Below are 14,092 nucleotides of genomic sequence, written 5' to 3'. Positions count from 1 at the left end.
CCTGCTGACAGCCTGAGCTTGGCGGCGCGTACAGCGAGTACGCATCTCCCGCCCCCGAGCCGCAGCGCGCAGTACCCCCGATGCGCATAGCTTCGAGCTGAAGCCCCGGATCACCCAGTGGTCCGGGGCTCAATGCTGTCCGGAGCCCGTCGTCCGGGGGTGCCGGCCGGCTCGGGGCCCAGCGCTCCGGGCGCGCCGGCTCACTTCTGCGCCCGTACCGGAATGTCCAGGATCACCCGCGTCCCCCGTTCCGGCGCCGGGACCATGTCGAAGGTGCCGCCCAACTCCCCCTCCACCAGGGTTCGGACGATCTGCAGCCCGAGGTTGCCCGAGCGGTGCGGGTCGAAACCCTCGGGCAGGCCGACGCCGTCGTCCTGGACGGTGACGAGGAGGCGGGCCTCCTTGCTGGTGCCGCCGCGGACCGCGGAGACCTCGACCGTGCCGGTGTCGCCCTCGCGGAAGCCGTGCTCCAGGGCGTTCTGCAGGATCTCGGTGAGGACCATCGACAGCGGAGTGGCCACCTCGGCGTCGAGTATCCCGAACCGCCCGGTGCGCCGGCCGGTCACCTTGCCCGGCGAGATCTCGGCGACCATCGCCAGCACCCGGTCGGCGATGTCGTCGAACTCCACCCGCTCGTCCAGGTTCTGGGACAGCGTCTCGTGCACGATGGCGATCGAGCCGACCCGCCGGACCGCCTCCTCCAGGGCCTCCCGGCCGCGCTCGGAGTCGATGCGCCGGGCCTGCAGCCGCAGCAGGGCCGCGACCGTCTGCAGATTGTTCTTCACCCGGTGGTGAATCTCCCGGATGGTCGCGTCCTTGGTGATCAACTCCCGCTCGCGGCGCCGGAGTTCGGTGACGTCACGGCACAGCACCAGCGAGCCGATGCGGGCGCCCTTGGGTTTGAGCGGAATGGCCCGGAACTGGATGACCCCGTCGTTCGCCTCGATCTCGAACTCGCGCGGCGCCCAGCCGCTCGCCACCTTGGCGAGCGCCTCGTCCACCGGGCCCCGGGTCGGGGCGAGTTCGGCGGTGGTCTGGCCCAGGTGCTGCCCGACGAGGTCGGAGGCGAGGCCGAGGCGGTGGTAGGCGGACAGGGCGTTCGGGGAGGCGTACTGCACGATGCCGTCGGCGTCCACCCGGATCAGCCCGTCGCCGACGCGCGGCGAGGCGTCCATGTCGACCTGCTGGTTCGCGAACGGGAAGGCACCGGCCGCGATCATCTGGGCGAGGTCCGAGGCGCTCTGGAGATAGGTCAGCTCCAGCCGGCTCGGGGTGCGCACGGTCAGCAGGTTGGTGTTGCGGGCGATGACACCGAGGACGCGCCCCTCCCGTCGTACGGGGATCGACTCGACCCGGACGGGGACCTCTTCGCGCCACTCCGGGTCGCCCTCGCGCACGATCCGGCCCTCGTCCAGCGCCGCGTCGAGCATGGGCCGCCGGCCACGCGGCACGAGGTGGCCGACCATGTCGTCCTGGTACGAGGTCGGGCCGGTGTTGGGCCGCATCTGGGCCACCGACACGTACCGGGCGCCGTCCCGGGTGGGGACCCACAGGACCAGGTCGGCGAAGGAGAGGTCGGAGAGCAGCTGCCACTCCGAGACCAGCAGGTGGAGCCACTCGAGGTCGGAGTCGTCGAGTGCGGTGTGCTGGCGTACGAGTTCGTTCATGGAGGGCACGTGTGCGAGCGTACCCGGGGCCTCGCGGGTGGCCGAAAAACACCCGCGGGCCGCGGCGCCTGGAAGGGACCCTCAACCCTCCCGGCACCGCAGCCCGGAGCTCATCGGCCGTGGGGTGTGCGGTCCCGGTCGGCCGAAGGTCGAGGAGCCGGGGCAGTCAGGGCAGAGAGCTCCGGTTCCTCGTCCGCCTTCCTGTGCGGGGAAGACGGAGGCTTGTTCACTTTGATGGTGCACATCGATTGTGGACTAGACCACGGAGGCATGTCCATGGTCGCGACGGCATGCTGCACCGGCGGCCGATGGCACGCGATGCCACGAAGCCTAGCCCGCCCGGCTCAGTCGTGGGGCCAGATGGACACGGCAATTTCGGCTAGCGCCCCCAGTTCCTCCCGGCTCGCGCCGTCGCGCGCCTGCTGGGACATCCCCTGCAGCACGGCGGCGGTGTGCCGGGCGAGGGCGGCGGCGTCGGTCGCGGCGGGAAGGTGCCCGGCCGCGAGGTCCGCCCGGATGCGGGCTTCGAGCGCGGCGAGGTCCGCGGTGCGCCGGTCCCGCAGCAGCCGCTCCACCTCGGGCGTCGTGCAGTTGGTGGCCGCGTGGGCGACCAGGCAGCCGTAGGGGTGCTCCGGGTCGGTGTACACGGCGGCGGCCTCGCGCAGCATCCGCGTGACGGCGGCGCGGGCGGTCGGCTCCTCGGCGAGGGCCGTGTCGCCGAAGGACCCGTGCGTGGCGGCGTACACCCGCACGACCTCCTCGAACAGACTGCGCTTGTCGCCGAAGGCCGCGTACAGGCTGGGCGCGCCGATGCCCATGACCTGGGTGAGATCGGCGACCGAGGTCGCCTCGTAGCCGCGCTCCCAGAAGGCCAGCAGCGCCTTCTCCAGCGCTGCGGCCCGGTCGAAGGAGCGCGGGCGACCCCGTGGCCGGGGCGTCCCCGTCTGCTGCTGGACCTGTGGGCCGGTCACCATGGCGGGCATCTTATGGCGCCGACCACGGAATGCAGAAAGCGCTCACTCCCGCCCCGCACTCCCCTGCCTCACGAGCCCCGCTTCTGCTAGATTGGTCTAAACCACATGGCTGAACCACACAGCTGAACCACACAGGTGCACACACAGCGACGTCAGAACGGCAGGCCCAGCGTGGAAGTTGTCATCGTTCCGGATGCCGCGGCGGGCGGCGAGCTGATCGCCGAGGCCATGGCCCAGCTGCTGCGGCGCAAGCCCGACGCCCTGCTCGGGGTGGCCACGGGCTCCACCCCGCTGCCCATCTACCAGGCGCTGACCGCCAAGGTGCGCTCCGGCGCCGTGGACACCTCCCGGGCCCGCATAGCGCAGCTCGACGAGTACGTGGGCCTGCCCGCCGAGCACCCCGAGTCCTACCGCTCGGTGCTGCGCCGGGAGGTGCTGGAGCCGCTCGGCATCGGGATGGACGCCTTCATGGGACCGGACGGCACGGCCGAGGACGTCCAGGCGGCCTGCGCGGCGTACGACCGGGCGCTCGCCGAGGCCGGCGGCGTGGACCTGCAGCTGCTCGGGATCGGCACGGACGGGCACATCGGGTTCAACGAGCCGTGCTCCTCGCTCGCCTCGCGCACCCGGATCAAGACGCTGACCGAGCAGACCCGCGTCGACAACGCCCGCTTCTTCGACGGCGACATCGAGCAGGTCCCGCACCACGTCATCACCCAGGGCATCGGCACCATCCTGGAGGCCCGGCACCTGGTGCTGCTGGCGACCGGCGAGGGGAAGGCGGACGCGGTCGCGGCGACCGTCGAGGGACCGGTCGCGGCCGTCTGCCCGGCCTCCGCGCTCCAGCTCCACCCGCACGCCACCGTGGTCGTGGACGAGGCCGCCGCGTCCAAGCTGAAGCTGGCCGACTACTTCCGGCACACCTACGCGAACAAGCCGGACTGGCAGGGCATCTAGAAACAGAGATGGTCTGGACCAACCCCGGGCCCACGGGTATATAGGAGATCACGGAGCGTCCGGGTGGGCCCCCTGACACACGAAGCCGTGCCACGATGTGACGTGGCCGATGGGATGTCGGTCGCTTTCGGCATCAGGAGCCGGGAAGGCAGAGCATGAGCACCGACGTCGGCAGTGCGGAGAACGAGGCCGGGACGACCGTCCGTACCGCGCGCGTGCCCAAGTACTACCGCTTGAAGAAGCACCTGCTCGACATGACGGAGACGCAGGCGCCGGGGACCGCGGTCCCGCCCGAGCGCACACTGGCGGCGGAGTTCGACACCTCCCGCACCACCGTCCGCCAGGCGCTGCAGGAGCTGGTGGTCGAGGGCCGGCTGGAGCGGATCCAGGGCAAGGGCACCTTCGTCGCCAAGCCGAAGGTCTCCCAGGCGCTGCAGCTCACCTCCTACACGGAGGACATGCGGGCTCAGGGTCTGGAGCCGACGTCCCAGCTGCTGGACATCGGGTACATCACCGCCGACGACCGGCTCGCCGAGCTGCTCGACATCTCGGCCGGCGGGCGGGTGCTGCGCATCGAGCGGCTGCGCATGGCCAACGGTGAGCCGATGGCCATCGAGACCACGCACCTGTCGGCCAAGCGCTTCCCGGCCCTGCGCCGGTCGCTGGTGAAGTACACGTCCCTGTACACGGCCCTCGCCGAGGTCTACGACGTCCATCTCGCCGAGGCCGAGGAGACCATCGAGACCTCGCTGGCCACCCCGCGCGAGGCGGGCCTGCTCGGCACCGACGTCGGGCTGCCGATGCTGATGCTCTCCCGCCACTCCCTGGACCACGAGGGCAAGCCGGTGGAGTGGGTGCGGTCGGTCTACCGGGGCGACCGGTACAAGTTCGTCGCCAGGCTCAAGCGCCCGCAGGAGTAGCCGAGTCGGGTTCTTCACATCTCGCCCGCGAAATCGACATGCCGATATGCGGGCGAGGTCTTCCGCTGCCGTGACACCGTCACCTAGATTGCCTGCGCATTACACGGTGATCAGCGAGGGGACGGAGCGTGGCATGTCCGAAACGCCTGAAGTGAGACCTCCGGTGGTGACACCGGTCCGCGTGATCATCGGCCTGTGTCTCGTCGCCCCGTTCGTGGCGATGCTCTGGGTCGGCTCGTACGCCAAGACGGACCCCGCCTTCATCGGGATCCCGTTCTTCTACTGGTACCAGATGCTGTGGGTGGTGGCCTCCACCGCGCTCACCGTGATCGCGTACCGGCTGTGGCAGCGTGACCAGCGCTCCCGCGGGGCGCGCCAGGGGGGTGCGGCGCAGTGAAGGACGGTGTGAACGGCGTCGCGCTCGGCGTCTTCGTCTTCTTCTTCCTGGCCGTCACGGTCATGGGCTTCCTCGCCGCCCGCTGGCGCCGGGCCGACAACGAGCACTCCCTGGACGAATGGGGCCTGGGCGGTCGGTCGTTCGGCACCTGGATCACCTGGTTCCTGCTCGGTGGCGACCTCTACACGGCGTACACCTTCGTCGCCGTGCCGGCGGCGATCTACGCGGCGGGCGCGGCCGGCTTCTTCGCGGTGCCGTACACGATCCTCGTCTACCCGCTGATCTTCACCTTCCTGCCCCGCCTGTGGTCGGTCTCGCACAAGCACGGGTACGTGACCACGTCGGACTTCGTGCGCGGCCGCTTCGGTTCGAAGGGCCTGTCCCTCGCCGTCGCCCTGACCGGCATCCTGGCGACGATGCCGTACATCGCGCTGCAACTGGTGGGCATCCAGGCGGTGCTGGACGTGATGGGCGTCGGCGGCGGGGACAACACCAACTGGTTCGTGAAGGATCTGCCGCTGCTGATCGCGTTCGGTGTGCTGGCGGCGTACACCTACTCGTCGGGGCTGCGCGCGCCCGCGCTGATCGCGTTCGTGAAGGACGCGCTGATCTACATCGTCATCGCGGTGGCGATCATCTACATCCCGATCAAGCTGGGCGGGTTCGACGACATCTTCGCCAAGGCGGGCGCGAAGTACACGAAGGCCGGCGCGGGCGGGCTCGTTCCGGCCGAGGCGACGCGGTGGACGTACGCCACGCTGGCGTTGGGCTCCGCGCTCGCGCTCTTCATGTACCCGCACTCGATCACCGCGACGCTGTCCTCGAAGAGCCGCGAGGTGATCCGGCGCAACACCACGATCCTGCCGCTGTACTCGCTGATGCTCGGCCTGCTGGCCCTGCTGGGCTTCATGGCGATCGCGGCCGGGGTCGACGTCACCAACGGGCAGTTGGCGATCCCGCAGCTCTTCGAGGACATGTTCCCGGACTGGTTCACGGGCGTGGCCTTCGCGGCGATCGGCATCGGCGCCCTCGTACCCGCGGCCATCATGTCCATCGCGGCCGCGAACCTCTTCACCCGCAACATCTACAAGGACTTCATCAAGCCGGACGCGACCCCGAAGCAGGAGGCCCAGGTCTCCAAGATCGTCTCGCTGCTGGTGAAGGTGGGCGCGCTGGTCTTCGTCCTCACCATGGACAAGACGGTCGCCATCAACTTCCAGCTGCTGGGCGGCATCTGGATCCTGCAGACCTTCCCGGCACTGGTGGGCGGCCTGTTCACCCGCTGGTTCCACCGGTGGGCGCTGCTGGCCGGCTGGGCGGCCGGCATGGTCTACGGCACGGTCGCCGCGTACGGGGTCGCCTCCCCGACCAACCCGGGCCAGAAGCACTTCGGCGGCTCCAACGCCGAGATTCCGGGCATCGGCGAGATCGGCTACATCGGCCTCACCGCCTTCGTGCTCAACGTCGCCGTCACGGTGCTCCTCACCCTCGTCCTGAAGGCCGTCAAGGCCCCCGAGGGCACCGACGAGACCAGGCCGGAGGACTACACGGCCGACGCGGGCGACCCGGGCGTCCAGGTGGAACTGCCGCCGGCGACGGCGGGTGCCGGTCACTAGGGCCCCACCGCCGTACGACCGACGGGCCGCCGGAGGGATCCGGCGGCCCGTCGCCGTCCTCGGAGGGCACACACCGCGCGTGAGTTGACGCTGTGAAGCCGACGCAACACAACATCTGGGGGTGACACGACAGCCCGGCACTAGATGTATGCTCATGCTCGCTGTCGCCGCAGGGGAATCCGGTGCGAATCCGGAACTGTCCCGCAACGGTGTACTCGCGTGCGTCCGCACGCCTGTTCCAGTCCGAGGACCTGCCGGCAGCGCGCCCGGCCGTCCGGTCCGGGTGCCCCGAGACGTCCGGGCCTCGCGGAGTGGGCCGGTGGACGCGACGCCGTGTGCGCTCGTGCTGCCCCCTGCCCTCCGCCTGGCCCCCGTGCCGAGCGAGGGAGAGCCCCACGTGACCATCGCGCCAGCCGAACCGGCTTCAGTCAGTGGCCTGAAGACCGACGGTCCCGGTGCCGCGCTGCTGCGGACCCTGACCGAGCTGACCGCCGACCTCCCCGACGCCGACCCCGGCCGGGTCGCCGCCGCCGCGCTGCGCGGCCGGTCCGCGCACGCGGACGAGGCGGAGCTGCGGGAGCTGGCCACGGAGGCGGCCGCCGGCCTCATCTCCGAGGATCCCGCCTACTCGCGGCTGGCCGCCCGGCTGCTGACCATCGGCATCCGTGCCGAGGCCGCTTCCCAGGGCGTCACGTGCTTCACCGAGTCCGTCGCCGTCGGGCACCGGGAGGGGCTCGTCGCCGACCGGACCGCCGCGTTCGTACGGCTGCACGCCGAGCGGCTCGACGGCCTCGTCGACACCGGCGCCGACGACCGCTTCGGCTACTTCGGGCTGCGCACCCTGCACAGCCGCTATCTGCTGCGCCACCCCCTGACCCGCAAGGTGATCGAGACACCCCAGCACTTCATGCTGCGGGTGGCGAGCGGTCTCGCCGAGGACGACAGCACGCGCGCCGTGGACGAGGTCGCCGCGCTCTACCGGCTGATGAGCCGCCTCGACTACCTGCCCTCCTCCCCCACCCTGTTCAACTCGGGTACGCGGCATCCGCAGATGTCGTCCTGCTATCTGCTCGACTCGCCGCTGGACGAGCTGGACTCGATCTACGACCGCTACCACCAGGTGGCCCGGCTCTCCAAGCACGCCGGCGGCATCGGGCTGTCGTACTCCCGCATTCGCAGCCGGGGTTCGCTGATCCGCGGCACCAACGGGCACTCCAACGGCATCGTGCCGTTCCTGAAGACCCTGGACGCCTCGGTGGCCGCCGTGAACCAGGGCGGCCGGCGCAAGGGTGCCGCGGCGGTGTACCTGGAGACCTGGCACTCCGACATCGAGGAGTTCCTGGAGCTGCGGGACAACACCGGTGAGGACGCCCGCCGTACGCACAACCTGAACCTCGCCCACTGGGTGCCGGACGAGTTCATGCGCCGGGTGAGCGCGGACGAGCCGTGGTCGCTGTTCTCGCCGTCGGACGTACCGGAGCTGGTGGACCTGTGGGGCGCGGAGTTCGACGCCGCCTACCGCAGGGCCGAGGAGGCGGGCCTGGCGAAGAAGACCCTGCCGGCCCGTGAGCTGTACGGCCGGATGATGCGCACCCTCGCACAGACCGGCAACGGCTGGATGACCTTCAAGGACGCCGCCAACCGCACCGCCAACCAGACGGCCGAGCCCGGCCACGTCATCCACTCCTCCAACCTCTGCACGGAGATCCTGGAGGTCACCGACGACGGCGAGACGGCCGTCTGCAACCTGGGCTCGGTGAACCTCGGTGCCTTCGTGGCCGACGGGGACATCGACTGGGAGCGGCTGGACGAGACCGTCCGCACCGCCGTCACCTTCCTCGACCGCGTCGTCGACATCAACTTCTACCCGACCGAGCAGGCGGGCCGCTCCAACGCCCGGTGGCGCCCGGTGGGCCTCGGCGCGATGGGGCTGCAGGACGTCTTCTTCAAGCTGCGGCTGCCCTTCGACTCCCCCGAGGCGAAGCAGCTGTCCACCCGGATCGCCGAGCGCATCATGCTCGCCGCCTATGAGGCGTCCGCCGACCTCGCCGAGCGCAGCGGGCCGCTGCCGGCCTGGGAGAAGACCCGTACCGCACGCGGGGTGCTGCACCCCGACCACTACGACGTCACCACGGCCTGGCCGGAGCGCTGGGCGGCGCTGCGCGCGCGGATCGCCTCGGTCGGCCTGCGCAACTCGCTGCTCCTCGCGATCGCCCCGACCGCCACCATCGCCTCCATCGCGGGCGTGTACGAGTGCATCGAGCCGCAGGTGTCCAACCTGTTCAAGCGCGAGACGCTGTCCGGTGAGTTCCTCCAGGTCAACTCGTACCTGGTGCAGGACCTGAAGGACCTGGGCGTCTGGGACGCGCGCACCCGGGAGGCGCTGCGCGACTCGGGCGGCTCGGTGCAGGACTTCGCCTGGATCCCCGAGGACGTGCGGGCGCTGTACCGCACGGCGTGGGAGATCCCGCAGCGCGGCCTGATCGACATGGCCGCGGCCCGCACGCCGTTCCTGGACCAGGCACAGTCCCTGAACCTGTTCCTGGAGACGCCGACCATCGGCAAGCTCTCCTCGATGTACGCGTACGCCTGGAAGTCGGGCCTGAAGACGACGTACTACCTGCGTTCCCGCCCGGCGACGCGCATCGCCCGCGCGGCCCGCGCCGCCGTCCCCGTGCAGGCCACCCCTGACCCCGAAGCGGTCGCCTGCTCCCTGGAAAACCCCGAGTCCTGCGAGGCCTGCCAATAATGACCACCCGCAACCAGAACCTGCTCGACCCGGGCTTCGAGCTGACTCTGCGCCCCATGCGCTACCCGGACTTCTACGAGCGCTACCGGGACGCCATCAAGAACACCTGGACCGTGGAGGAGGTCGACCTCCACTCGGACGTCGCCGACCTCGCGAAGCTGACGCCCGAGGAGCACCACCTCATCGGCCGGCTGGTCGCCTTCTTCGCGACGGGCGACTCGATCGTCGCGAACAACCTGGTGCTGACGCTGTACAAGCACATCAACTCCCCGGAGGCGCGCCTGTACCTGTCGCGCCAGCTCTTCGAGGAGGCCGTGCACGTCCAGTTCTATCTGACCCTGCTGGACACCTATCTGCCCGACCCGGACGACCGTGCCGCCGCCTTCGCGGCCGTGGAGAACATTCCCTCCATCCGCGAGAAGGCCGGGTTCTGCTTCAAGTGGATCAACGAGGTGGAGAAGCTCGACCGGCTGGAGACGCAGGCGGACCGCCGGCGCTTCCTGCTGAACCTCATCTGCTTCGCCGCGTGCATCGAGGGCCTGTTCTTCTACGGCGCCTTCGCGTACGTCTACTGGTTCCGCAGCCGGGGTCTGCTGCACGGCCTCGCCACCGGCACCAACTGGGTGTTCCGGGACGAGACGATGCACATGTCCTTCGCCTTCGACGTGGTCGACACCGTCCGCAAGGAGGAGCCGGAGCTGTTCGACGACCAGCTTCAGCAGCAGGTCACCGACATGCTGCGGGAGGCCGTCGCGGCCGAGCTGCAGTTCGCGCGCGACCTGTGCGGGGACGGCCTCCCGGGCATGAACACCGACTCGATGAGGCAGTACCTGGAGTGCGTCGCCGACCAGCGGCTGACCCGGCTCGGCTTCGCTCCGGTGTACGGCTCGGAGAATCCCTTCTCCTTCATGGAGCTGCAGGGCGTTCAGGAGCTGACGAACTTCTTCGAGCGCCGCCCGTCGGCGTACCAGGTGGCGGTGGAGGGCACCGTCGACCTGGACGAGGACTTCTGAGGCTCCTTGTGCCGAGGAGCCCCTCCGCGTGCCTCGTGGGTTTCCCGTTCCTCCCGTGCCTCCCGGAGCTGCCGGTCGACGCGCCTGTCGCGCAGGATGCCGAGCACCGACGGGAGGACCAGGAGGACCAGAATGGTCAGGGTGGCGAGCATTCCGATCAGGCCTTGGATCTGGTTTCCGTTCATGCCACTACTGTCGCGCCGGACACTCCTTACCGGGAGTGGCAGGACTGCCGTACATGCTCGAATTACTGCCAGCACTGAGGCACACTGGCAGCATGCTGAGCAACGTGGCGGCGGTGCTGCTGGACGGGGTGCATCCCTTCGAGCTGGGCGTGGTCTGCGAGGTCTTCGGGATCGACCGCAGCGACGAGGGACTGCCGGTGTACGACTTCGCCGTGGTCTCCGCCGAGGGGCCCACCCTCGGCACCCACTGCGGGTTCACGGTGTCGACGCCGTACGGCCTGGACCGGCTGGAGGAGGCCGACCTGATCGCCGTGCCCGCGGGTGAGACCTACGCCGAGCGGGACTACCCGCCCGAGCTGCTGCAGGCGCTGCGGCGGGCCGTGGACCGGGGCGCGCGCGTGCTCAGCGTGTGCTCCGGGGTGTTCCTGCTGGCCGCCGCGGGGCTGCTGGACGGGCGGCGGTGCGCCGTGCACTGGCACCACGCCGAGCAGCTCGCCCGGCGCTACCCCCGCCTCACGGTCGAGCCGGACGTCCTCTACGTCGACGAGGACCCGGTGATCACCTCCGCCGGCACCGCCGCCGGCATCGACGCGTGTCTGCACCTGGTGCGCAAGGAGCAGGGCCCGGAGGTCGCCAACAAGATCGCCCGGCGGATGGTCGTACCGCCGCACCGGGACGGCGGACAGGCCCAGTACATCGAGCGGCCGCTGCCCAAGGCCCCGTGCGACACGGTCGGCGAGGTGCTGGTGTGGATGGAGGAGCACCTCGACGAGGAGGTGACCGTCGAGCAGCTCGCCGCCCGCGCCCACATGGCGCCGCGCACCTTCGCCCGCCGCTTCCAGCAGGAGACCGGGACCACGCCGTACCGCTGGATCCTTCGTCAGCGGGTGCTGCTGGCGCAGGAGTTGCTGGAGGGCACGGACGAGACGGTGGACGCGATCGCCGCGCGCACCGGGTTCGGTACGGCGGCCGCGCTGCGCCACCAGTTCTTCCGTGCCCTGGGGACGACTCCGCACGCCTACCGGCGCGCGTTCCGGGGCCCCGAGGCCGCCTGAGCGCGCGCCGGCTCACTGTGCCCTACCAGCGCACCGGCTTCAGCAGCAGCCGGTGCGGGCGCAGCGTGATGCCCACGCGGGTGGTGTCGTTCGACCCGCTGACCTGCTCGAAGCGGTACTTCGCCGAGATCGCCGCGGTGATCAGCGTCAGCTGGGCCATGGAGAAGTGGTCGCTGGGGCACTTGCGGTTGCCGACGCTGAACGGGCTCATCGCGTACTTCGGCACCTCCTTGGCCCGCTCCGGCAGCCAGCGGTCGGGGTCGAAGTCGAGGTGGTGGTCGTAGGAACGGGCGTCGCGCTGGATGGCGTACGGGCTGTAGACGATGTCCGCGCCCGCCGGAATGCGATAGCCGCCGAGCACGGTGTCGGTCACCGCGCGCCGCGTCAATATCCATACGGCGGGCCGCAAGCGCATCGCCTCGACGACGACATTGTTGGTGTGCCTGAGCGCCCGGACGTCGGCGAATCCAACGGGCCGGCCGCCGGTCACGGATTCGACCTCGGCGCGCACCTTCTCGGCGTGTTCCGGATGTTCCGCGAGGACCTGGAGCAGCCACATGATCGTGGAGGCCACTGTTTCGCTGCCGGGAGTGAGTATCGCGACCACCTGGTCGTGGATCTCCTGTTCCCCGATGGCCTCACCATTGTCGTCCTTCGCCTCCAGCAATGCCGTCAGCAAATCGTCCGGCTTTTGACCAGATGCCCTCCGTTCGGAGACGATCTCGTCGACGAGGAGGTGCAAATCGGCCAGGGCCCGGTTGAATTCGCGGTTGGCCGGCAACGGCAGCCGGTACAGCGGCCCGAGCGGGACGACCATCCTCCGGTACATCCCGCGGAAGACGGTGGCGAGGTCGACGCTCAGCCGTTCGGCGCGCTCGTCCATGTACTCGCCGCGCAGCAGGCAGCGGGCCGCGATGCGGACGGCGACCCGGAAGGACTCCGAGGTGCAGTCGACGGTCTCCCCCGGCCGCCACCGCTCGGTCAGCGCGTGCGCCTCCTCCTCCATGACCGGCCCGTACGCCGGGATCGCGTCGAGCCGGAACGCTGGCTGGATGGTGCGCCGCTGGCGGCGGTGGCGGGGGCCGTTGGCGGTGGCCACACCCTCCTTGCCGAGCAGGCCCTCCAGTGACTCCCACAGCGGGCCGTCGATCTTGTAGTCGGGGCTGAGCGCCAGCGCGCCGGTGAGCGCCGGGGTGGTGACGGCGTACACCGTCTTGGGGCCGAGCTTCAGGCGCACGACGTCCCCGTGCGCGCGCAGCCCCGACATGAAGGCGAGCGGGTCGCGGACCAGTTTCAGGCCGTGGCCGAGGACCGGGACGGCGCCGCCGGCGAGCGGTGCCTCACGCAGCTCGCCGGTCCCGTGGGTCACGGGCCGCACAGACTCGACGGTCATTTCTCACCTGCCGCTTCGTTGTTGACGTACGGGGGCGTGGACCGGTCGTCCCAGCTGTCGACCATGTACCGGCCGGACTCGTGGTGGAACCAGTAGACGGAGCTGAACCAGTTCCGCATATTGCCGACGCACGAGTGCACGGCGGCGCTCAACTCGCGTCCGCGGGTGGTACCGTCGGCGATTGCGGCGGCGAACCGCAGGGCGTCCCGCTCGGCCTCGAGGAATTCGTCGATGCATTCCTCGACGCGGCGCCTGACCTCGTCCACCGCTTCCTCGAGGGTCAGTCCTTCATGGGTGACGAGACTGATTCCGAGATTGTGGACCTCATCGCCCGCTATTTCCTTGGGCAGTGAGCAGAGGTCGTTGTACCACGCGGCGAATTCCTGACTCAGGAGCGCCGCACGGCGATATGCCGGGTGTTTTCTGACGGCGTCCGGGAGTTCGCACCCGGCGCTCTGCTCGAGCAGGTCCGTCCATATCCAGTGGGCGAAGGTGAGCCGGCGCAGTGCGAGGTATTCCTCGACCTTCGGGACGTATCCCTCGGTGCGGTTGCGGAACTCACGGTCGTAGGCCCCGATCACCGCGTGGAAGTGCCGGGCGAACCGGCGGTTCCAACTGCGCGGCAGGAAGGCGTACAGCCGCAGCACACTGTCGGCGAACCCGGCTACCAGGGGGTCCGGGTGGTGCAGATGGTGCCGGGGTGCGTCGAGGGCCGCGTGCAGGCGGTTCCTGAGGCGCCGCCAGTCGGCCGCCCGGCCGTGCACGATGTCGCGGTCGTGGCGGTCGTCCCAGACGAAGAACCAGGCGCTGTAGTCGGCTATGGCCTGCAGGACCTCGTCGGAGGCGCCCAGGTAGTACCCCGCCATGAGGTCGGTGTAGCACAGACCGTCGGCATATTCCCGCACCTTGTCGGCGGGCATGAGCCGTTTTTCCAGCAGCCACTGCCGGGTCTTCTCCTGGAGCTTGGGCCAATACGGGTGAAGTTGCCGGGGAAAGGCGTCCTCGATCGCCGGGAGGGCCAGGGACGGTGGTGCTGCGACCGCGGTCGACGATGTGGTGCCGTGTGAGAAAGCGTGCACGAACAGTCCCCTCTCAGCCGCCAGGAGCACACACCCCTCCGTGCCGTGCCGGGCGTGCGCCGTTGCGTATCCCCGCACTTACATTCA

Annotated in this window: 11 protein-coding genes and 1 riboswitch; of the genes, 7 read left to right on the top strand and 4 right to left on the bottom strand. The window is 70.0% G+C overall.

Translation table 11 applies throughout. The features are described 5' to 3' along the window. Positions 1-200: 200 nt before the first annotated feature. Both ACZ404_RS14120 and ACZ404_RS14115 read right to left on the bottom strand, forming a co-directional pair. Positions 201-1,676, bottom strand: a complete 1,476-nt coding sequence (locus tag ACZ404_RS14120; RefSeq protein WP_468439424.1) for a sensor histidine kinase — start codon at positions 1,674-1,676, stop codon at positions 201-203. Positions 1,677-2,011: 335 nt separating this feature from the next. Next, positions 2,012-2,641: a TetR/AcrR family transcriptional regulator gene (locus tag ACZ404_RS14115; RefSeq protein WP_468439423.1), complete on the bottom strand. Its 630-nt coding sequence runs from the start codon at positions 2,639-2,641 to the stop codon at positions 2,012-2,014. Positions 2,642-2,812: 171 nt separating this feature from the next. On the opposite strand from ACZ404_RS14115, the gene nagB reads away from it, so the two are divergent. The 7 genes from nagB to ACZ404_RS14080 all read left to right on the top strand — a co-directional run bounded on the left by nagB (position 2,813) and on the right by ACZ404_RS14080 (position 11,533). After that, the gene (gene nagB / locus ACZ404_RS14110; protein ID WP_468439421.1) at positions 2,813-3,598 is read left to right on the top strand and encodes a glucosamine-6-phosphate deaminase; all 786 of its coding nucleotides are present in this window, start codon (positions 2,813-2,815) and stop codon (positions 3,596-3,598) included. 155 nt (positions 3,599-3,753) lie between these two features. After that, positions 3,754-4,518, top strand: coding sequence for a GntR family transcriptional regulator (locus ACZ404_RS14105; protein WP_468439419.1), 765 nt, complete (start codon positions 3,754-3,756; stop codon positions 4,516-4,518). Positions 4,519-4,651: 133 nt separating this feature from the next. After that, the gene (locus ACZ404_RS14100) at positions 4,652-4,915 is read left to right on the top strand and encodes a DUF3311 domain-containing protein (protein WP_468439418.1); all 264 of its coding nucleotides are present in this window, start codon (positions 4,652-4,654) and stop codon (positions 4,913-4,915) included. Further along, positions 4,912-6,531 carry a monocarboxylate uptake permease MctP gene (gene mctP, locus ACZ404_RS14095; protein WP_468439416.1) on the top strand — a complete coding sequence of 540 codons (1,620 nt, stop codon included), beginning with the start codon at positions 4,912-4,914 and terminating at the stop codon, positions 6,529-6,531. Before ACZ404_RS14100 ends, mctP begins: the two co-directional genes overlap by 4 nt. A gap of 148 nt (positions 6,532-6,679) precedes the next feature. Next, a riboswitch (cobalamin riboswitch) is annotated at positions 6,680-6,804 on the top strand. A 124-nt stretch (positions 6,805-6,928) separates the two neighbouring features. Continuing rightward, entirely contained in the window at positions 6,929-9,280 is a 2,352-nt protein-coding gene (locus ACZ404_RS14090) for a ribonucleoside-diphosphate reductase subunit alpha (RefSeq protein ID WP_468439414.1), read from the top strand. Beyond that, positions 9,280-10,293: a ribonucleotide-diphosphate reductase subunit beta gene (locus tag ACZ404_RS14085; protein WP_468439412.1), complete on the top strand. Its 1,014-nt coding sequence runs from the start codon at positions 9,280-9,282 to the stop codon at positions 10,291-10,293. Before ACZ404_RS14090 ends, ACZ404_RS14085 begins: the two co-directional genes overlap by 1 nt. Before the next feature lie 277 nt (positions 10,294-10,570). Next, complete coding sequence (locus tag ACZ404_RS14080; protein WP_468439410.1) at positions 10,571-11,533, top strand: GlxA family transcriptional regulator; 963 nt, start codon at positions 10,571-10,573, stop codon at positions 11,531-11,533. Positions 11,534-11,555: 22 nt separating this feature from the next. Here ACZ404_RS14080 and ACZ404_RS14075 read toward each other — a convergent pair whose 3' ends face one another. Together ACZ404_RS14075 and cyc1 are read right to left on the bottom strand one after the other, a co-directional pair. Next, positions 11,556-12,926, bottom strand: coding sequence for a bifunctional albaflavenone monooxygenase/terpene synthase (locus ACZ404_RS14075; protein WP_468439408.1), 1,371 nt, complete (start codon positions 12,924-12,926; stop codon positions 11,556-11,558). Continuing rightward, on the bottom strand, positions 12,923-14,005 hold the full coding sequence (gene cyc1, locus ACZ404_RS14070) for an epi-isozizaene synthase (RefSeq protein WP_468439406.1): 1,083 nt from the start codon (positions 14,003-14,005) through the stop codon (positions 12,923-12,925). Before cyc1 ends, ACZ404_RS14075 begins: the two co-directional genes overlap by 4 nt. Positions 14,006-14,092 lie beyond the last annotated feature (87 nt).

The organism is Streptomyces sp. NPDC030798 (assembly GCF_055572275.1).
This window is presented reverse-complemented; position numbering and strand designations above follow the sequence as displayed.

Bases quoted from the DNA above. Each gene is read 5' to 3' on its own strand.
- ACZ404_RS14115 (WP_468439423.1), bottom strand. From the start codon at position 2,641: ATGGTGACCGGCCCACAGGTCCAGCAGCAGACGGGGACGCCCCGGCCA.
- ACZ404_RS14105 (WP_468439419.1), top strand. From the start codon at position 3,754: ATGAGCACCGACGTCGGCAGTGCGGAGAACGAGGCCGGGACGACCGTC.
- ACZ404_RS14100 (WP_468439418.1), top strand. From the start codon at position 4,652: ATGTCCGAAACGCCTGAAGTGAGACCTCCGGTGGTGACACCGGTCCGC.
- ACZ404_RS14085 (WP_468439412.1), top strand. From the start codon at position 9,280: ATGACCACCCGCAACCAGAACCTGCTCGACCCGGGCTTCGAGCTGACT.
- ACZ404_RS14080 (WP_468439410.1), top strand. From the start codon at position 10,571: ATGCTGAGCAACGTGGCGGCGGTGCTGCTGGACGGGGTGCATCCCTTC.
- ACZ404_RS14075 (WP_468439408.1), bottom strand. From the start codon at position 12,926: ATGACCGTCGAGTCTGTGCGGCCCGTGACCCACGGGACCGGCGAGCTG.